At 72.3% G+C, this 19088-nt stretch carries 18 protein-coding genes and 1 tRNA gene; 11 read left to right on the top strand and 8 right to left on the bottom strand.

Annotated elements, in window-relative coordinates; all coding sequences use genetic code 11:
• Nucleotides 1-315: 315 nt before the first annotated feature.
• Complete coding sequence (locus ACFVTC_RS08700) at nt 316-1512, bottom strand: lipid-transfer protein (protein ID WP_390125383.1); 1197 nt, start codon at nt 1510-1512, stop codon at nt 316-318.
• A 224-nt stretch (nt 1513-1736) separates the two neighbouring features.
• On the opposite strand from ACFVTC_RS08700, the gene ACFVTC_RS08695 reads away from it, so the two are divergent.
• The 5 genes from ACFVTC_RS08695 to ACFVTC_RS08675 all read left to right on the top strand — a co-directional run bounded on the left by ACFVTC_RS08695 (nt 1737) and on the right by ACFVTC_RS08675 (nt 7508).
• Complete coding sequence (locus tag ACFVTC_RS08695; protein ID WP_390125381.1) at nt 1737-3476, top strand: MFS transporter; 1740 nt, start codon at nt 1737-1739, stop codon at nt 3474-3476.
• 208 nt (nt 3477-3684) lie between these two features.
• Nucleotides 3685-4335 carry a class I SAM-dependent methyltransferase gene (locus tag ACFVTC_RS08690; RefSeq protein ID WP_390125378.1) on the top strand — a complete coding sequence of 217 codons (651 nt, stop codon included), beginning with the start codon at nt 3685-3687 and terminating at the stop codon, nt 4333-4335.
• A gap of 22 nt (nt 4336-4357) precedes the next feature.
• Complete coding sequence (locus ACFVTC_RS08685; RefSeq protein WP_390125375.1) at nt 4358-5347, top strand: N-acetylmuramoyl-L-alanine amidase; 990 nt, start codon at nt 4358-4360, stop codon at nt 5345-5347.
• 158 nt (nt 5348-5505) lie between these two features.
• Complete coding sequence (locus tag ACFVTC_RS08680; RefSeq protein ID WP_390125372.1) at nt 5506-6357, top strand: DUF5336 domain-containing protein; 852 nt, start codon at nt 5506-5508, stop codon at nt 6355-6357.
• 116 nt (nt 6358-6473) lie between these two features.
• Complete coding sequence (locus tag ACFVTC_RS08675) at nt 6474-7508, top strand: LLM class F420-dependent oxidoreductase (RefSeq protein WP_390125512.1); 1035 nt, start codon at nt 6474-6476, stop codon at nt 7506-7508.
• Between the two features lie 58 nt (nt 7509-7566).
• Here the strand turns inward: ACFVTC_RS08675 and ACFVTC_RS08670 are convergent, their stop codons facing one another.
• Nucleotides 7567-8133, bottom strand: coding sequence for a hypothetical protein (locus ACFVTC_RS08670; RefSeq protein ID WP_390125369.1), 567 nt, complete (start codon nt 8131-8133; stop codon nt 7567-7569).
• 145 nt (nt 8134-8278) lie between these two features.
• Between ACFVTC_RS08670 and ACFVTC_RS08665 the strand changes: the two genes are divergently transcribed.
• Nucleotides 8279-8572: a hypothetical protein gene (locus ACFVTC_RS08665; protein ID WP_168527884.1), complete on the top strand. Its 294-nt coding sequence runs from the start codon at nt 8279-8281 to the stop codon at nt 8570-8572.
• Nucleotides 8573-8663: 91 nt separating this feature from the next.
• Here ACFVTC_RS08665 and ACFVTC_RS08660 read toward each other — a convergent pair whose 3' ends face one another.
• The 3 genes from ACFVTC_RS08660 to ACFVTC_RS08650 are packed head-to-tail and all read right to left on the bottom strand — an operon-like array spanning nt 8664 to nt 12027.
• Nucleotides 8664-9731 carry a prenyltransferase/squalene oxidase repeat-containing protein gene (locus tag ACFVTC_RS08660; RefSeq protein WP_168527885.1) on the bottom strand — a complete coding sequence of 356 codons (1068 nt, stop codon included), beginning with the start codon at nt 9729-9731 and terminating at the stop codon, nt 8664-8666.
• Complete coding sequence (locus ACFVTC_RS08655) at nt 9728-10474, bottom strand: class I SAM-dependent methyltransferase (protein ID WP_168527886.1); 747 nt, start codon at nt 10472-10474, stop codon at nt 9728-9730. Before ACFVTC_RS08655 ends, ACFVTC_RS08660 begins: the two co-directional genes overlap by 4 nt.
• Entirely contained in the window at nt 10468-12027 is a 1560-nt protein-coding gene (locus ACFVTC_RS08650) for a glycosyltransferase family 4 protein (protein WP_390125365.1), read from the bottom strand. The genes ACFVTC_RS08655 and ACFVTC_RS08650 overlap by 7 nt, the downstream gene beginning before the upstream one ends.
• 226 nt (nt 12028-12253) lie before the next feature.
• On the opposite strand from ACFVTC_RS08650, the gene ACFVTC_RS08645 reads away from it, so the two are divergent.
• A complete protein-coding gene (locus ACFVTC_RS08645) occupies nt 12254-12901 on the top strand; it encodes a TetR family transcriptional regulator (RefSeq protein ID WP_390125361.1) in 648 nt (215 codons plus the stop codon).
• A 102-nt stretch (nt 12902-13003) separates the two neighbouring features.
• Here the strand turns inward: ACFVTC_RS08645 and ACFVTC_RS08640 are convergent, their stop codons facing one another.
• Together ACFVTC_RS08640 and ACFVTC_RS08635 are read right to left on the bottom strand one after the other, a co-directional pair.
• Nucleotides 13004-13237, bottom strand: coding sequence for a ferredoxin (locus tag ACFVTC_RS08640; RefSeq protein ID WP_168527888.1), 234 nt, complete (start codon nt 13235-13237; stop codon nt 13004-13006).
• A gap of 3 nt (nt 13238-13240) precedes the next feature.
• Nucleotides 13241-14698 carry an aldehyde dehydrogenase gene (locus ACFVTC_RS08635; protein ID WP_390125357.1) on the bottom strand — a complete coding sequence of 486 codons (1458 nt, stop codon included), beginning with the start codon at nt 14696-14698 and terminating at the stop codon, nt 13241-13243.
• 191 nt (nt 14699-14889) lie between these two features.
• Between ACFVTC_RS08635 and ACFVTC_RS08630 the strand changes: the two genes are divergently transcribed.
• The gene (locus ACFVTC_RS08630; protein ID WP_390125354.1) at nt 14890-15927 is read left to right on the top strand and encodes an MBL fold metallo-hydrolase; all 1038 of its coding nucleotides are present in this window, start codon (nt 14890-14892) and stop codon (nt 15925-15927) included.
• 9 nt (nt 15928-15936) lie between these two features.
• On the opposite strand, the gene ACFVTC_RS08625 is transcribed toward ACFVTC_RS08630, so the two are convergent.
• Nucleotides 15937-16599, bottom strand: coding sequence for a phosphotransferase (locus ACFVTC_RS08625; protein ID WP_390125351.1), 663 nt, complete (start codon nt 16597-16599; stop codon nt 15937-15939).
• A 59-nt stretch (nt 16600-16658) separates the two neighbouring features.
• On the opposite strand from ACFVTC_RS08625, the gene ACFVTC_RS08620 reads away from it, so the two are divergent.
• The 3 genes from ACFVTC_RS08620 to ACFVTC_RS08610 all read left to right on the top strand — a co-directional run bounded on the left by ACFVTC_RS08620 (nt 16659) and on the right by ACFVTC_RS08610 (nt 18853).
• Nucleotides 16659-16730 (top strand) — tRNA-OTHER (locus ACFVTC_RS08620).
• 207 nt (nt 16731-16937) lie between these two features.
• Nucleotides 16938-18191: a prenyltransferase/squalene oxidase repeat-containing protein gene (locus ACFVTC_RS08615; RefSeq protein ID WP_390125349.1), complete on the top strand. Its 1254-nt coding sequence runs from the start codon at nt 16938-16940 to the stop codon at nt 18189-18191.
• The gene (locus tag ACFVTC_RS08610) at nt 18188-18853 is read left to right on the top strand and encodes an SCO2322 family protein (protein ID WP_390125346.1); all 666 of its coding nucleotides are present in this window, start codon (nt 18188-18190) and stop codon (nt 18851-18853) included. The genes ACFVTC_RS08615 and ACFVTC_RS08610 overlap by 4 nt, the downstream gene beginning before the upstream one ends.
• Nucleotides 18854-19088: the final 235 nt, after the last annotated feature.

Here is a 19088-nt window from a genome sequence, read left to right as displayed (position 1 = left end):
GCGCCCCGCGCCGCCGGACCCCGCAGGTCCACACCGTACGAGGGGCCGGCGCGCGGCTCCCGGCGGGGTCTTCGGGGTCCGCGGCGTCCTCGCCTCCGGGGTGCGGGCGGCTGTCCTCCGGCCAGGGGTCGGCCACGAGGACTTTCGGCCGGCTGGCTGCCGGGGTGGCCGGGACGGCTTGCGGGGGGCTTCTTGGTCCCCACGGACACCGGCCCCACCCGCCCGAACGACGGCCCCGCCGACAGCGGACCCGGCGACAGCGGACCCGGCGACAGGCGCCCACCGGGTACGTACGACGCCGGCCCCCGCCCCGGTTCAGCCGTGCGCCGCCCGCAGCAGCGTGACCACGGCCGCCCCGCCGAGCCCGATGTTGTGGGCGAGGCCGACGCGCGCGTCCGCCACCTGGCGCTCGCCCGCCTCGCCCCGCAACTGCCAGACCAGCTCGGCCACCTGGGCGATCCCGGTCGCCCCCAGCGGGTGCCCCTTCGAGATCAGCCCCCCGGACGGGTTCACCACCCACCGCCCGCCGTAGGTGGTGGCCCCCGACTCCACGAGCTTGCCCGACTCCCCCTCACCGCACATGCCGAGCGCCTCGTACGTCAGCAGCTCGTTGATCGAGAAGCAGTCGTGCAGTTCCACGACGTCCACATCGTGGATGCCGAGCCCCGCCCGCTCGTAGACCTGGCGCGCGGCCTCCCGGGACATGGGCTGCCCCACGACGTCGATGCACGACCCGGAGGCGAAGGACTCCTCGGTGTCCGTGGTCATCGCCTGCGCGACGATCTCCACCGCTCTGCCGCCCAGCCCGCGCTCCTCGGCGAACCGCTCGGAGACGACGACGGCCGCCGCGGCGCCGTCGGAGGTGGGCGAGCACTGGAGTTTCGTGAGCGGCCGGTGCACGGCGCGGGAGGCGAGGACCTCGTCGACCCCGTACACGTCCTGGAACTGGGCGTACGGGTTGTGGGCCGAGTGCCGGTGGTTCTTGGCGCCGACGGCGGCGAGCTGCGCCTCGGTGGTCCCGTACCTCTCCATGTGCTCGCGTGCCGCGTCACCGAAGATCTGCGCGGTGGGCGGGGACATCTCGAATCCGTGCCGGGCGGCCATGATCCCGTAGTGCCGGGCCACCGGGGAACTCGCGAAGTCCTCGCCGTCGCCGCCACCGCCCAGCGCCCCGCGCTTCATCTTCTCGAACCCCAGTGCCAGCACGCAGTCCGAGATCCCGCCCTCGACGAACTGCCGCGCCAGCATCAGGGCGCTCGCCCCGGTGGCGCAGTTGTTGTTGACGTTGTAGACCGGTACGCCGGTCAGGCCCAGCTCGTAGGCGGCCCGCTGCCCCCCGGTGGAGGCCTGGAAGCAGTGGCCGACGGGCACCTGCCGGACGTCGGAGTACGCGATCCCCGCGTCCCGCAGGGCATGGGTGCCCGCTTCCTTCGCCATGTCCCAGTACTGCCACTCCCGGGTCTCCGGCTTCTCGAAACGGGTCATCCCGACCCCGACGACGTACGCCTTCACGGCACCCCCAGCCTCGCGGTGGGCGCCAGACTAGAACACGTTCTAGTGAGTCACCAGACCTGACGGGCGTTCAGATCCTCACGAGAAGGTCAAGTTTTCGTTAGTACGCCGAAGCATCGGAATAGTTGCCCCGGCGCACCGGGTTCACCTTGCACGTATCCGCATCGACTCCCGCACGGATCGTTCCCCCCTGCTTTCCTCTCCCGGCCTGGAGGCCTCACGCAATGACGCACACGACGACCCAACAGCCCGCTCGGAGGACCAGTGCTGCGGTCGTGCCGGTGCTGGCCTTCGCGGGCATCGTTGTCGCGGTGATGCAGACCCTGCTCGTCCCGGTCATCAAGGACCTGCCGAAGCTGCTGGGCACCGCCCCCAGCAACGCCACCTGGGTCCTGACCTCGACGCTGCTCGCGGGAGCCGTCGCCACCCCGATCATGGGCCGGCTCGGCGACCTCTTCGGCAAGCGGCGCATGCTGCTCACGAGCCTGTCCGTGATGGTCGTCGGCTCGCTGATCGCCGGGTTCACCAGCGACCTGCTCGTGATGATCGCCGGCCGCGCGTTGCAGGGCTTCGCCATGGGCGCGATCCCGCTCGGCATCGGCCTGATGCGCGACATGCTGCCCCGCGAGAAGCTCGGCTCGGCGATGGCCCTGATGAGCTCCTCGATCGGCGTCGGCGGCGGTCTCGCGCTGCCGCTCGCGGCCCTTGTCGCGCAGCACGCCGACTGGCACTCCCTGTTCTTCCTCGCCGCCGGGCTCGGCGTCGTCTCGATCGTCCTGACCGTCGTCGCCGTGCCGGAGTCCCCGATGCGCGCCGAGGGCACCTTCGACGTGCTGGGGGCGATAGGCCTGTCCGCGGGTCTCGTCCTCTTCCTGCTGCCGATCACCAAGGGCAGCGACTGGGGCTGGAGCTCGGGCACCACGCTCGGCCTGTTCGCCGCGTCGGCCGTCGTGCTCGTGCTGTGGGGCGTGATGGAGCTGCGCGTCAAGGCGCCGCTGGTCGACCTGCGCACCACCGTCCGCCGCTCGGTGCTCTTCACCAACCTCGCCTCGATCATGGTCGGTGTCTCCTTCTACGTCGTCTCCCTAGTCCTGCCGCAGCTCCTCCAGCTGCCGAAGGCCACCGGTTACGGCCTCGGCCAGTCGATGGTGGTCGCGGGTCTGTGCGTGGCCCCGCTCGGCCTGACGATGATGTTCACCGCGCCGGTCTACGCCCGGATCTCCGCCAAGTACGGCCCCAAGGTCACGCTGATCCTCGGCATGCTGATCATCGGGATCGGCTACGGCGCGGGTCTCGGCCTGATGAGCGCCGCCTGGCAGACCATCGTGATCGCGGTGGTCCTGGGTGCGGGTATCGGCCTCGCCTACTCCTCGCTGCCCGCGCTGATCGTCGGCTCCGTCCCGGCCTCGGAGACGGGTGCGGCCAACGGTCTCAACACGCTGATGCGCTCGATCGGCACGTCGGTGTCCAGCGCCGTCATCGGCATGGTGCTCGCGAACACCGCGAACGACGTCGGCGGTGTCGCGGTCCCGACCATGCACGGCTTCCGCGTCTCCTTCATGATCGCGACGGGTGCGGTGGCCGTGGGCCTGGTCATGGCCCTCTTCCTGCCCCGCCAGCGGCAGGCGAACAAGCCGCAGCTGCTCGCCAGCAGCGCCGAGGACGCCGCGCTGGAGCGGGCCCACGAGGTGCTCGGGGGCTTCCGCGGCCGGGTCCTGAACACCGACGGCGATCCCGTCGCCCGCGCCAAGGTCACCCTGATCGACCGGCGCGGCCGCCAGGCGGGCGCCACCCTCTCCGGGGAGGACGGCAGCTACACGCTGGCGGTGCCCGCCCAGGGCGCGTACGTCCTCGCCGCCAGGGCCGCGGGCCACGGCCCGCTCGCCTCCTCGGCGACGCACTCCGGCGACGACCGCCCGGTCGACCTCGACCTCGCCCTGCCGGGCGAGACGGTCCCCGCGTAGATCCGAACGGACCGGCACCACCGGGACCGGCCCCCGGCCGTACCGGGACCGGCCCCCGGTCCCGCCGGCCGGGTCCCCCGTGGGCCCCGGCCGGCCCCCGCGCCTCCCCGGCAGCCCACCCCCGTCGCCCGCGCGGCGGGGGGTGTGGTGCAGCATGGGGCGCTCACGGGCCCGCGCACGCCGGGCCGGTATCACCTTGGAGGACCCCATGCCCGCGGCGCCCAAGCCGGAGATTCTCGCCGCCTTCGAGGCCGCCAAGGGGTTCATGCCGCTCGACGAGGGCCTCGCGCTGTACGACGCCGCCGTCGAGGCGGGCCGGCTGGGCCTGCCCCTCCTCGAGGTCGGCACCTACTGCGGGCGCTCCACGATCCTGCTCGCCGACGCGGCGCGCGCCGCCGGGGTGACGGCGATCACGGTCGACCATCACCGGGGCAGCGAGGAGCAGCAGCCCGGGTGGGAGTACCACGACCCGTCCACCGTCGACCCCGAGATCGGCCGGATGGACACGCTCCCCACCTTCCGCCGCACCCTCCACGGGGCGGGCCTGGAGGAGCAGGTGGTCGCGATCGTCGGCCGCTCGCCGCAGATCGCCGCGTTCTGGGGGACGCCGCTGGGTCTCGTCTTCATCGACGGGGGTCACACCGACGAGCACGCGTCCGGCGACTACGACGGCTGGGCCCCGCATGTGGCCGAGGGCGGCCTGCTCCTGATCCACGACGTGTTCCCCGACCCCGCCGACGAGTTCACCGGCCAGGCCCCGTACCGCGTCTACCTCCGGGCCCTGGGGTCCGGCGCGTTCACGGAGGTCTCGGCGACCGACTCACTGCGCGTCCTGCGCCGAACGGGAGCAGGGATCTGAGGGCCCGGTTAGAGTCGCAGACGTGTCGTACGTAGGCCCTGACTTCGATCCTCCCCAGCCTCGCCGCTCCCGGCGCGGGCCGATGACCGTGGCGCTCGCCGCGCTGGTGCCGGGCGCACTGGTGGGATGGCTGGTGTGGCAGGCGGTGGGTGACCCGGGCGGTCCCTCCGGGGCCGCCGCTTCCTCGTCCGCCTCATCGGCGTCCCCGTCCTCCGGGGCCGCCGCGTCCCGGACACCGTCGGCGTCCGGGACGGCCGAGGGGCAGGGACGGAGCCCGTCCCCCTCCGGGGCCTCCACCCGTTCGGGTCCCTCCACCGCGGGCGGCCCGGCCGCCTCCGGCCCGCTCAAGGGCAAGGTCGTGGTCGTCGACCCGGGACACAACCCGGGCAACTTCGAGCACACGGCCGACATCAACCGCAAGGTGAACATCGGCACGAACTCGAAGGAGTGCGACACCACCGGCACTTCGACCAACGCGGGTTACGCCGAGGCACGGTTCACCCTCGACGTCGCCCGCCGGCTGCGCACGCTCCTCCAACAGGAGGGCGCCACGGTGAAGTTCACCCAGGACGGCGACCGTCCCTGGGGCCCGTGCGTCGACGAGCGGGCCCGGATCGGCAACGACGCGCACGCCGACGCGGTCGTCTCCGTCCACGCGGACGGTTCCGCATCCGGCAACCGCGGCTTCCACGTCATCCTCCCCGCGTCCGTCCATTCGGGCGCCGCCGACACCCGGCCCATCGTCGCCCCGTCGCGCGATCTGGGTGAGCGCATCGCGGGCAACTTCGTCCGCGCCACCGGGAGCGCGCCCTCCAACTACATCGGCGGCGGCACCGGACTGGACGTCCGCAGCGATCTCGGCGGTCTCAATCTGTCAACGGTTCCCAAGGTGTTCATCGAGTGCGGCAACATGCGCGATAGCAAGGACGCGGCGTTGCTGACCAGCGGCGCGTGGCGGCAGAAGGCGGCGCGTGGGATCTCTGAGGGAATCGTGAGTTTCCTGCGCGGGTAGTGACCGGCGGGTCACACCTTCCGGACGCCCCGATCGTACGGGCGATAGTGTCGCCTTTACGATGTGGGGCCGCCCCCGAGCTTCACACCAGGGCCTGATGGCGACATGGTGTCAGCGACGCCTCCAATTGACGACGAGACGACTGACGAAGGACTGAAGTGAATATCCGCTCTCTCACTCGAGGCGACGGCGTGGTGATCGGAGCAGCGGTCCTGCTGTTCATCGCGTCGTTCCTCGCCATCTTTTCGATCGACGACGTCTCGACCGTCGACGGACGAACGGTCCGCGTCGACAGCCCCAGCACCTGGGCGAGCGGCCCCTTCGTACTGAGTGTGATCCTGGCCGGCATCCTCGGAGCCGGCCTGGTGGTCGCCTCCCGTGCCCTGCCCCGGGTGCCCAAGGTCGCCGGACTCGACCTCGGCCCGTTCGGTGTCGCCCTCACCGTCTTCGCCGCGTGGAGCGCGCTCGGCAACGTCTTCGACCCGACGGGCGGTGTCAACAACATCAACAACGCGGGCGGCGGTGTGGGCCCCGGCATCGGCCTCATCCTCGCCCTCATCGCGACGCTCGTCATGGCGGCCGCCGCGATCGCCACCCCGCTGGTCCCCGCGCTCCAGGTCGGCCTCGTGCCCGCCCCGAAGCCCGCCGCCCCCCAGCCTTACGGCGGTCAGCCGCAGGGTGGTTACGGGTATCCGGGTGCCCAGCAGCCGGGTCAGCCCTACGCCGGTCAGCCGCAGCCGGGACAGTCGTTCGGCGCGCAGCCGAGCCAGCCGCAGCAGGCACCGGCCCCGCAGGCGCAGCAGCCCGCCGGGGACTTCTCGCCGTTCTGGTTCGCCGTGCCGGTGCCGCGTCCGCTGTTCTCGGAGGACGGTTCGCCGGCGCCGATCGCCGAACTCGCGCCGGGCACCTGGTACCTGGCCGTGGAGCAGCGCGGCCAACACCTGGTGGCGCAGACGCAGGACGGCCGCCGCGGTGTGCTGCAGGACATGTCGGGGATCCAGCGCGGCTGACGCGCACCCGCTTCCCCGCGGCCCCTCGCCCTTTCGGGCGGGGGGCCGTTGCCGTACAGTCGCCTGACGGTTGCACAGAGCTGACGATGCGTCAGAACATGGCGCCTGGAGGGGACATGCGGCTCGGCCTCGCACTCGGTTACTGGGGGCGCGGCCCCTCCGCGGACCATCTGCCGCTGGCGCTGGAGGCGGAGCGGCTCGGCTATCACTCCGTGTGGACGGCCGAGTCCTGGGGTTCGGACGCCTTCACCCCGCTGACCTGGATCGCCGCGCAGACCACCCGTATCCGCCTCGGCACGGCGGTCGCGCAGATGGCCGCCCGCTCCCCTACCACGACCGCGATGCACGCGCTCACGCTGGACCACCTCTCGGGCGGCCGGATGATGCTCGGCCTCGGCCTTTCGGGGCCGCAGGTGGTGGAGGGCTGGTACGGGCGCCCCTTCCCGAAGTCCCCGCTGACCGCGACCCGGGAGTACGTGGACGTCGTACGCCAGGTCCTGCGACGCGAGGGGCCCGTGCGACTCGACGGGCGTTTCCATTCCCACCCCTACCGAGGGGCCGACGGCACGGGGCTCGGCAAGGCGCTGCGTCCGATCACCCATCCCCTCCGCGCCGACCTGCCCGTCCTGCTCGGCGCCGAGGGGCCGAAGAACATCGCGCAGACGACCCGGATCGCGGACGGGTGGCTGCCGCTGTACTGGTCGCCCACCCGCCCGCAGGCGTACGAGGCCGCGCTGGCGGAGCTGGGTGACGCCCGCGCGGGAGCGGGTGCGGCCCCGTTCCTCGTCGCGCCCATGGCCCACGTCCGCGTCTGCGACGACGTCGCCGAGGGGCTGCTGCCCGTCAAGGCGATGCTCGGCTTCTACATCGGCGGAATGGGGCACTCGGCACGCAACTTCCACGCGGATCTGATGGCCCGCATGGGCTACGAGGAGGAGGCACGGCTCATCCAGGAGCTGTTCCTCGCCGGGCGCCGTCAGGAGGCGGTGCTGGCCGTGCCGGACGCCTTCGCCGACGAGATCTCACTGGTCGGGCCGCGTGAGCGCATCGCCGAACGCCTCGAACTGTGGCGCAAGGGACCGGTGACAGACCTGCTGGCGCTGTCACCGGACCCTCACTCGCTCCGCGTCCTGGCGGATCTCAACTCCTAGGGCGTGTCGCGAGGCGATCGGGACTTCCGCCCTGGTGCCGTGGGGGGCGGCAGCGGTTTCAGCCGTGGGTCAGCTGGGCGCCCGACGGCACCTTGTCGGTGACGTTGGCGCCCGCGCTCTTACCGGCGTCCTTCACCTGGTTGATGATGTCGTCGAAGGAACCCACGGTGGAGTCCGTCGACTTGCCCTTGCGGAGCTTGGCGGGAAGGCTCTTCAGAGCGTCGATGCCCGCGGTCAGCGGGCCGATCGCCTTGGACAGCGTCGGGTCGCCCTTGGCGTTCCTGCTCGCTGCCTTGAGCCTGTTGTACGCGAAGGCGCCCGCGACGCCCGCCTTGATGAGGGCGAGCTTGCGTCCCTTCGCGCCCTTCTTGAACTTTCCGGCCTTCCAGGGCTTCACGATCCACTGGTAGGTGGCTCCGGCCGCGAGGCTCGCGTTGGCCACGAAGCGGGTCTTCGAGAGCCTCTGCTTCTCTGCTGTGGTACTCGGGGACGGGGTCGCGGCCACCGCAACGGCCGCGGTGCCCTTGCCGGCACTGCTGCCGCTGCTGGAGCAGGCGGTGGCACCGGCGACCAGAGCACAGGAAAGAGTGAGCGCCACGATGAGGCGCCGTATCGATACAGGCACGGGGTCCTCCGGGGTGGGGGAACGGTTCTCCCCGGATGCGGGGAGAACACGGCTCTTACAGCAGCCTCACCCGGCTCCGTGCATTACGCCACTTGGGCGAAACCGGTACGGGTTTCAACCCCGAATACGCGGCAACACGGACGGCATGTCCCCTCGATATCGCAACGGCTCCAACCAGGCGGGCACGGTCATCGCGATCGTCGCCGATGTGATGGCCCTCATCCTGGGCCTGTGGATCCTCATGTATCTGCTGGACGCAAACCGGGCCAACGACCTGGTCCAGTTCGTCCACAACCTGGCGAGCTGGCTCGCGGGCTGGTCCCGTGACCTGTTCACCTTCGACGACGCATGGGCGCGCGTCGTCGCGGGCTACGGTCTCGCCGCCGTCGTCTACCTCTTCATCGGCCACGCCATCGCCAACCGCATGCACCGCCACTGAGCCCTTACGGCACCACGGTCCGCCGGGCCGTGTCCGCCCCTGTCGCGGCCGGGCCGCTCCCGCCGATCCGGCCGACAGGGGCGGACACGCCCTAGCAGCACTCCGCGTCTAGTCCCCGCGGCAGGCGTTCGCCGCCGAAGACCGCGCAGGTCGGCTCGTCGCCGCCCAGCGCGGCGACGGCGAGGAGCAGGGAACCCGCCGTCCAGGTGGTCAGCTCCTCGGGCCACACCGCCCGCGCGTCGAAGACGTAGCCCGTCCAGTACAGGCCGGTCTTCGGATCGCGCAGATGCTGGATGGACTGGAGAATCTCCAGAGCACGGTCGGACTCGCCCACGGCCCACAGCGCCAGGGCGAGTTCGGCCGACTCGCCGCCGGTCACCCACGGGTTGGGCACGACACAGCGCACGCCGAGACCGGGCACGACGAATCGCTCCCAGCCCTCCGCGATCCGGGACTCGGCCTCGACGCCCGTCAACGCGCCGCCGAGCACCGGGTAGTACCAGTCCATCGAGTACCGGTCCTTGTCCAGGAACCGCTCGGGGTGCCTGCGGATCGCGTGTCGCAGCAGACCGAGCGCCAACTCCCAGTCGGGCTGCGGTTCCTCACGCTGGTCGGCGATGGCGAGCGCGCAGCGCAGCGCGTGGTGGATCGACGAACTCCCGGTCAGCAGAGCCTCGTTCGTCGCCGTCCCGTCGTCCTCGCGCTTCCAGCCGATCTGTCCGCCGGGCTGCTGGAGCCCCAGTACGAACTCCACGGCCGCGTAGACCGACGGCCACATCCGGTCCAGGAAGGCGTCGTCGCCGGTGGCCAGGTAGTGGTGCCAGACGCCCACCGCGATGTACGCGCAGAAGTTGGTCTCCCGGCCGCGGTCGGTGACGTCCTCGAAGTCCCCGTCGGCGTAGGCCGCGTACCAGGAACCGTCCGGGTTCTGGTGCCGGGCCAGCCACGCGTAGGCGCGCTCGGCCGCCTCGTGCTCGCCCGCCGCGTCCAGCGCCATGGCCGCCTCGGTGTGGTCCCACGGATCGAGGTGGTGACCGCGGAACCACGGTATGGCGCCGTCCGGGCGCTGCGCCCCGAGGATCGCGCGCACGGTGACGGCGGCCTCCTCGGCGGTGAGCACCCCGGGCAGGACGAGGTGCTCCGTGCGGGGTGTGGTCACGAAGCGTCCACCGCGGCGGCGGCGACGGGCAGGTGCGGCTTGGTCGCGTACGCCACGAAGCTCTTGCCGATCAGCGGGTTCAGGGCGTTCTCCGCGACCCGGGTGGCCAGGGGCTTCTTCATGATGTCCCAGACCAGCAGCTTGTGGTACGCCCGCACGGGCAGCACCTTGTCGTTGTCGACGCCGAACGCGCACTTCAGCCACCAGTAGGGGCTGTGCAGGGCGTGGGCGTGGTGGGTGCCGTACGGCTTGAGCCCGGCCTCCTTCATCCTGCCCAGCAGTTCGTCCGCCTTGTAGATGCGGATGTGGCCGCCCTCGACCTCGTGGTACGCGTCGGACAGCGCCCAGCAGACCTTCTCGGGCCCGTAGCGCGGGACGGTGATCGCGATCCGGCCGCCCGGCTTGAGCACCCGGACCATCTCGGCGAGGACCCCCTTGTCGTCGGGGATGTGCTCCATCACCTCGGAGATGATCACGACGTCGAACGACTCGTCGGGGAAGGGGAGTTGGAGAGCGTCGCCCTCCATGGCGGTGGCGGTCGCCCCCTCGGGCGCCTCACCCGCCTCCTTCATCGCCGCGAACCACTTGGCGACCTCGCGGATCTCCTCGCCGTTCTGGTCCAGCGCGACGACCCGGGCGCCGCGCCGGTAGCACTCGAACGCGTGCCGGCCGGCACCGCAGCCGAGGTCCAGTACGCGGTCGCCCGGCGCCAGCGGGAACCGGGAGAAGTCGACGGTCAGCACGTGGCCCTGCTTTCGCGGTTGGATACGACAACTTCAGCTGCTTCTTCGGCGACACCCGCGGGGACGGCACCGGGGGTCGCGGCGAGGCCGGGGGCCGCGGACGCGGCGAGGCCGGGGACCGGGGACGCGATGTGGCCGGGGACCGGGGACGCGATGTGGCCGGGGACCGGGGACGCGGAGGAAGCGGGGAGACCGGCGGCCGCGGACACGGAGGAGCCGGGGCCCGGCGCGGAGCGGCGGGAGGCGGGAGCGGCGGCCCGCGCGATGGCCTCGCGGTAGTGGGCGACCGTGCCCTGGGCGGCGCGGGCCCAGGTGAAGCGCTCCAGGACCCGCGCGCGCCCGGCGGAACCGAGCCTCGCGCGCAGTTCCGGGTCGCCCAGGAGCCGGCTCAGGCCCGCGGCCAGCGCGCCGGCGTCGCCGGGCGGCACCGCCAGGCAGGTCTCGCCGTCGGGGCCCGCGACCTCCGGGATCGCCCCGCCGGTGGTGGCCACCAGTGGCGTACCCGTGGCCATGGCCTCGGCGGCGGGCAGCGAGAACCCCTCGTACAGGGAGGGCACACAGGCGACTTCGGCGGACCGTACGAGGTCGACGAGTTCCGCGTCCGAGATGCCCTTGACGAACTCGACGGCGCGCTCCAGGCCGTACCGCTCGATGGCCTGGGCGACGGGCCCGTCCTCGGCGCGCCTGCCGACCACGACGAGGTGGGCGCCGGGGTGCTCGGCGCGGACCTTGGCGAGCGCCTCGACGAGGTGGACGAGTCCCTTGAGCGGCACGTCCGCGCTGGAGGTGGTGACGATCCGGCCCGGCACCTGAGGCACGGCGGGGTCGGGCGAGAAGAGGTCGGTGTCGGCGCCGATGTGCACCACGTGGATGCGGTCCTGGGTGACACCCAGGTGGTCGACGATCTCCTGGCGCGAGGTGCCGGAGACGGTGAGCACGGACGGCAGACGGCGCGCGACGCGCTTCTGCATCCGCGTGAAGGCGTACCAGCGGCGCACGGACGCGCGGCGGCGGCGCCCCTCGGCGGCGTCCAGCTCCAGCCGGCGGTCCACGGTGATGGGGTGGTGGATCGTGGTGACCAGCGGCGCGCCCACGTCTCCCAGCAGCCCGTAGCCGAGGGTCTGGTTGTCGTGCACGACGTCGAACGCGCCCTGCCGGGCCCGCAGATGGCGGCGGGCGCGCAGCGAGAACGTCAGCGGCTCGGGGAAGCCCCCGGTCCACATGGTCCCGACCTCGACGGCGTCGATCCAGTCGCGGAACTCCTCGCGCGCCGGCGTCCGGAAGGGGTCCGGCTGGCGGTAGAGGTCGAGGCTGGGCAGTTCGGTGAGGCTCAGGCCGGGAAGGCCCTCGTCCAGGACGGGGTACGGCTGGGAACCGATGACCTCGACCCGGTGCCCGAGACGGGCGAGTTCACGCGAGAGGTGTCGTACGTACACGCCCTGACCGCCGCAGAACGGGTTCCCCTTGTACGTCAGGAGCGCGATGCGCAACGGTCCGTCGCCGTCGATGGCCGCGCCCGCTCCGGGGCCCGCCTCCATGGCCTCAGCGGTCACTTACGGCCCCCTTCTCCCTGCACATTCCCGCGAGATTACGCCGGGACGCTAATCTAGAACAAGTTTCAGACTTGATCGTTCGAGGAGCACTGAATCTACCGGCAGGTAGGGCTTCTGTGAGAAGTGGATCAGGTGATCCGCGCCACGACGGAGGCGTTCCGGCCCGCGGATGTGTTCTGCCATGCTGTCTGATCGCTCCTCCAGCTGAACCCACGGAACGGGACCCATGCCTGCGGAAGTCAAGGTGGAAGCCAAGTCCGCGCAGTTCGCCTCTCCCCGGCTCACCGAGCGGCAGGAAGCACGCCGTCGGCGGATCCTGCACGCAAGCGCGCAGCTGGCCGGCCGGGGCGGCTTCGACGCGGTGCAGATGCGTGAGGTCGCGGAGTCGTCGCAGGTCGCCCTGGGCACGCTCTACCGCTACTTCCCCTCGAAGGTCCACCTGCTGGTGGCCACCATGCAGGACCAGTTGGACCACATGCACGGCACCCTGCGCAAGAAACCGCCGGCCGGCGAAACGGCGGCTGAGCGGGTGTCCGAGACCCTGATGCGGGCCTTCCGCGCCCTGCAGCGCGAGCCGCACCTCGCCGACGCCATGGTCCGCGCGCTGACCTTCGCGGACCGCAGCGTGAGCCCCGAGGTCGACCAGGTGTCCCGGCAGACCACGGCGATCATCCTGGACGCCATGGGCCTGGACGACCCGAGCCCCGCCCAGCTCTCCGCGGTCCGCGTCATCGAGCACACCTGGCACTCGGCCCTGATCACCTGGCTCTCCGGGCGCGCCTCCATCGCCCAGGTCAAGATCGACATCGAGACGGTGTGCCGTCTCATCGACCTGACGGACCCGGGGGCGACGATCCCGGGCGCGAAGGCGTAACGGCGCCCGGGGCGAAGGGGTTCGCTCCTCGTTCACTCCTCGGGGTTCACTTCTCGGGGTTCACTTCTCGGGGTTCACTCCTCGGGGTTCACTTCTCGCGGTTCACTCCTCGGGCGGGAACACCGGTTCCCCGCTGCCCAGCAGCGTGATCATGATGGCCTCGACCGGACAGCCCTCCGCCGCCGCGAGGAGCCGCTCGTTGGCGTCGGTCTCCGGTTCGGCGGGGTGGGACTGCATCGCGGAGTCGAGGCGGAAGGCGTCCGGGACGAGGTGGACGCACTGCGCGGAGCCGATGCAGAGGGAGCGGTCGACCTCGATGTTCCAGCGGTCGCCCATCCCTCACGCCTCCCAGCCCGCGGGCAGGTGGATCATCTTGTGCTCCAGGAACTCGCCGTAGCCCTCGGGTCCGAACTCCCGCCCGAGCCCGGAGTTCTTGTAGCCGCCGAAGGGGCCGAGCATGTCGAGGCTGAAGGTGTTGACGGAGTACGTGCCGGTACGGACCCGGCGGGCGATGTCGATGCCGTGGGCGACGTCCGCCGTCCAGACGCTGCCGCTCAGCCCGTAGTCGGAGTCGTTGGCGATCTTCACGGCCTCGGTCTCGTCGCCGTAGGGGAGCAGGCAGATCACCGGTCCGAAGATCTCCTCGCGGGCGATCCGCATGGAGTTGTCCACGTCGCCGAAGAGGGTGGGTTCGACGTACCAGCCGCGGTCGAGGCCGTGCGGACGGCCGCCGCCGGTGAGGACCTTGGCGCCTTCCTCCTGACCGATGCGGATGTAGTCGAGGCTGCGCCGCCGCTGCCGCTCGGCGACCAGCGGGCCCACCTGCGTCGCCGGGTCCAGCGGGTCGCCGACCACCAGGGCGCTCGCCGCGGCGGCGAAGGCGTCCGCGAACTCGTCGTAGCGCGAACGCGGTACGAGGATGCGGGTCTGGGCGACACACGCCTGGCCGTTGTTCATCCAGGCGGCCTGGACGATCCCGGGGACGGCCGTGGCGAGGTCCGCGTCCGGCAGCACGACCGCCGCCGACTTGCCGCCCAGCTCGAGCGTCACGCGGGTCAGATTGCGCGAGGCGACCTCCATCACGCGCCTGCCCGCCGCGACCGATCCGGTGAAGGAGACCTTGTCGACACCGGGATGCCCGACCAGGTACTCGCTCACCTCGCGGTCGGCCGGGAGGATCGACAGGACGCCCTCGGGCAGTCCGGCCTCCCGCGCGATCTCGCCCAGCAGGTAGGCGTCCAGCGGCGATTCGGGGGACGGCTTCAGCACCACCGAGCAGCCGGTCAGCAGCGCGGGCGCGAGTTTGGCGGCCGCCACGAACTGCGGCACGTTCCACGGCACCACGGCCGCGACGACCCCGACCGGCTCCCGCCGGACGAGGATCCGGCCGAGGACTCCGTCGCGCGTCTCCTCGTACGTGAAGCCGCGCGCCACCGTGAGGGCCGCGTCCCAGACCATCATCGCGCCGAGGGCCTGCGCCAGGACGCTCCAGGAGTACGGGGAGCCGTTCTCCGAGGAGATGACGCGGGCGATCTCCTCGTGCCGGGCGCCGATCGCGTCCTTGATCCGGGTGACGACCGCGATCCTTTCGCCGGGGCTCATCCGGGGCCAGGGACCCTCGTCGAAGGCGCGCCGCGCGACGGCGACGGCCCGGTCGACGTCCTCGGCCGAGGCGTGCGGGACGCGCCCGATGACCTCTTCCGTGTGCGGCGAGATCACCTCGATGACGCCGGTGCCCCGGGGATCCGTCAACTCCCCGCCGATGAAAAGCTGTCCGTGTTCCACGAGCTCGGTCATGACCGACCGCCTCCCCGGGGGCGTTCTCTCCGACACTGCCGACTTCTGACACTTCATCAGATACGAGAACTGATACCAGCTCCGGTCGGAGGAGTCCACGGGCCGGAGCCAACGGCACAACGGTTGGTTCGGGCACCCATTGGAATACGTTCTAGTTATAGTGACGGCACGACGGCGATTGGTGGGAGCCCATGACACAGGTGACCGATCACGGCGGGGGCGTACGGTCGCTCAGGGTCCCCATCCCCGACAACCCCCTCGGCACCACGCTCGTGCACGTCGTCGACACCGACCGGGGCCCCGTGCTGATCGACACCGGCTGGGACGACCCGGCCTCCTGGGACGTCCTCACCGCCGGGCTCGCCTCCTGCGGCATCCCGGTCGCCGAGGTGCACGGCGTGGTCATCACCCACCACCATCCCGACCACCACGGTCTGTCGGGCAAGGTGCGGGACGCGTCCGGGGCGTGGATCGCGATGCACGCGCTGGACACCGAGATCGTCCGGCGGACCCGGGAGCACAAGGCCGAGCGCTGGTTCGCCTACATGGCGGACAAACTCGAGTCCTGCGGAGCACCCGAGGACCACGTGGCGCTGCTGCGCGCGGCACGCACGGCCCGGCGCTCCGGCGGTCTGCCCCAGTTCGCTCCCGCTCTCCCCGACCGCGACATCGCCCCCGGCGAACTGCTCGACCTGGCCGGCCGCCGGCTGCGCGCGATCTGGACCCCGGGCCACACACCCGGTCACGTCTGCCTCCACCTGGAGGAGGCCCACCCCGCCGGACTGCCGGGCCACGGACGCCTGTTCTCCGGCGACCACCTGCTGCCGCGGATCACCCCGCACATCGGCCTGTACGAGGATCCGGACGACGTCACGGTCGCCGATCCGCTCGGGGACTACCTCGACTCCCTGGAACGCGTGGGCCGCCTCGACCCCGCCGAGGTGCTGCCGGCCCACCAGCACGCGTTCACCGACGCCCCCGGCCGCGTACGGGAGTTGCTCACCCATCACGAGGAGCGCCTCACCGGTCTGCTCACCCTCCTCGCGACCCCCCTCACCGCCTGGCAGCTCGCCGAACGCATGGAGTGGAACCGGCCCTGGGAGCAGATCCCCTTCGCCTCCCGGAACATCGCCGTCTCGGAGGCCGAGGCCCATGTCCGCCGTCTGGTGAAACTCGGCCGCGCGGAGGCCGTCGCGGGAAGCGGTCCGGTGACGTACGTGGCGGTGTGAACCGCCCGGCTAGAAGGCCAGCGTGCGGACCAGCTCCTCGGCCTCACCCAGGAGCTGGACCTCCTGTGCGCTCATGGTCGGATTGGCGGCCCGCCGCCGCACGGCCTGCGTGAGACCGTCCCCCGTCACACAGTCCGTGTTCGCGTCGAGCATCGCGGCCAGCGTCTCCCCGGCCACCCCGGCGTGCGCCTCGCCGCCGACGGCGACCTGCGCGAGGATCACCGCGGACATGCCCCAGTCGAGGCCGGGCGGGCCCTCCTCGGCGTCGGCCCAGTCGATGACCTTCGGACCGTCCGGGGTCAGCATCACGTTGTCGGGGTGCAGGTCCAGGTGCAGCACACGGACGGCGGGGTCGGCGGAGAGCCGCGCGGGCACGGCGTGCAGCTTGCGCAGCAGCCGGGCGAGGGTGAGCCCGGCCTCCTCTGCGGAGAAGAGCCCCGCGCCGAACGCCTCCAGCATGGTCGGCCCCGTCAGCCGTTCCATCACCAGGTCGGCGCGGGTCGCCGCCCGCACCCCCGGCACCGGATAGCCGTGCCGGCGTACGTGTTCCATCACCGTGGCCTCGGCCGTCGCGTCGCCCCAGCCCTCCCGGTCGCGCCGCAGCACCCACGTCTCGTCGATCTCGTAGACATCCGCCGAACGTCCCGAGCCGAGCAGTCTCCCCGTCCGCATGAGGCGAACCTAGCCGGTCGTGGGCCCCGCCCCACAGGCGGCGCCGGGGCGATTCCTACGGGCCGGTACAGTGAACGCGTCGTCATCACGCCCGTACGGGAGGAAGCCGGTTCAAATCCGGCGCCGGCCCTGTCCCCGAGCTCTCGGCTCCGTCCGAGCGGGGAGACCCCGATCCGTGAACCGCCCGGCCGGCGGTGAGCCGGATCATCGCGCCCGGGACGTGAGCGACTCGTGCCATCGGCAGCCCGCCGGTGGCCGGCACCGTCGAGGCATACGGAGCCGGAGCCGCTCGGGGCCGAGCCTGCGCCCGGTGCTGCCCGGACCCCGCAGGGAGAGTCATGATCGTTCGCCGCACCGCCGCGGTACTGGCAGTCACCGTCGTGATCGGTACGGCCCTCGTCCCGGCCGCCGTGGCCGACGGCTCCTCCCCGTCCCCCACCCCGTCCCTGGCGATACCCTCCGGCCTCTTCGGCAGCACCGACCCCACCTACGACGGTGTGTGGCGGCAGTCCCTCGCCCTGCTCGCCCAGCACACGGTGGGCGAGCGGCCCGCGGCCAAGGCCGTCGACTGGCTGGCCGGCCAGCAGTGCGCGAACGGCGCGTTCGCCGCGTACCGCGCCGACGCCGCGGCCGCGTGCGACGCCAAGACCATGGTCGACACCAACAGCACCGCGGCGGCCGTCCAGGCCCTCGCCGCGCTCGGCGGGCACGACGGCGGGACGCGGAAGGCGGCCGCCTGGCTGGAGTCCGTACAGAACAAGGACGGCGGCTGGGGCTACACGGCGGGCGGGGCGAGCGACGCCAACTCCACGTCCGTGGTGGTCGGGGCGCTGGCCGCGGCCGGCGGGAAGCCCGGGGACGTGAAGTCCGAGGAGGGCAGGTCGCCCTACGACGCGCTGGTCGAGCTGTCCGTCCCGTGCGACGGCAAGGCCGCCGACGCGGGCGCCTTCGCCTACCAGCCGGACAAGCGGGGCGCGCTGGCCGCCAACGCGGACGCGACGGCCGCGGCGGTGCTGGGAACCCTCGGCAAGGGGCTCGTGACGACGGCCGGGAAGACTCTCCCGAACGGCTACTCCTGCGAGAAGGCGCACACCCCGACGGCCGCGCAGGCCGCGAACAACGGCGCCTCCTATCTCGCCCGCCTGCTGCGCGACACCCCTTATCTGAAGTCGGCGATGCCGGGCGCCAAGGACCAGCCCGACTACGGCAACACGGCGGACGCGGTCGTCGCACTGGCCGCGCAGGGCGGGATCGCGGAGACGAGGAAGCCCCTCGCCTGGCTGGAGAAGAACTCCGGGCCCTGGGCGACGACGTCCGGCCCGGCCGCGTACGCGCAGCTGATCCTCGCCGCGCACGCGACCGGCACCGACCCGCGCGCGTTCGGCGGCACCGACCTCGTCCATCGGCTCGGCGCGACGGGTCCGGCCGCCCGGGCGTCCGGCTCGGCGGCGGCCTCCACCGACGCGGAGAAGAAGGACCGGAAGGACGACGCGAAGGGTGTCGGCGTCTGGTGGATCGTCGGTGTCGGTCTTGTCGGCGGCATCGGCATCGGCTTCCTGATCAGCGGACGCTCGAAGAAGCAGCAGCTGTGAGGCGGCGCCGCACGACGGCCCCGGCCCTGTTCCTCGTCCCCCTGCTGCTCGCCCCGCTGCTGCTCGTGCTCACCGCGGCCGGGCAGGCGCAGGCCGTCGGCTACCGGTACTGGTCCTTCTGGGACCGGACCGGTGGCTCCTGGACGTACGCGACCCAGGGCCCGTCGACCGCGCGGCCGTCCGACGGGGACGTCGAGGGGTTCCGCTTCGCGGTGAGCGAGGACTCGCAGGACGCCTCGAAGCCGCGCGGGAACGCGGACTTCGCGTCCGTCTGCGCCAGGACCGACGCTCGGGCGGGCACCAAGCGGGTGGCCCTGGTCCTCGACTTCGGCACGGCGGCGGACGCCCCCTCCGCGGAGACGCCGCCGGCGCCGCGTACGGCCTGCGCGCGGGTCCCCTCCGACGCGACGGCGGCGGACGCCCTGGCCTCGGTGGCCAAGCCCCTGCGCTACGACACCAACGCCCTGCTGTGCGCCATCGCGGGCTATCCGCGGACCGGCTGCGGCGAGCAGGTCTCGGCCCCGCAGGAGCCGACGGCGTCCGCCCGCCCGCGGTCCGGGGCGCCCCACCACGGCCCGTCGGCGGGCCTGCTCGCGGGCGTCGCCGCGGTGGCCCTCCTCGGCGCGGCCGCGATCTGGCAGGCCCGCCGCCGCCGGGGCTGAGCCGCGGTGACGAGAACGACGAAGGTGACGCGGGTGACGCGGGTGACGACAGGCGACGAGGAACGGGGCACCGCGGCGGCGGCCGACCCGTACGGGATTCCGGGGGAACCCACGGCACCGACCACGCCCGCCGCGCCACCGGCGCCCGCCGAACACGCCGCGCCACCGGCGCCGGTCGGCCCCACCGTGCCCGCGTCCCGGCCCGCACCGCCCGTGTCCGGCCCTCCGGACGCGT

This window comes from Streptomyces sp. NPDC057950, from assembly GCF_042887295.1.
GTDB lineage: Bacteria > Actinomycetota > Actinomycetes > Streptomycetales > Streptomycetaceae > Streptomyces > Streptomyces kaempferi.
Note: the sequence above shows the minus strand (reverse complement) of the source record. Positions and strands in the feature narration are given on the sequence as shown.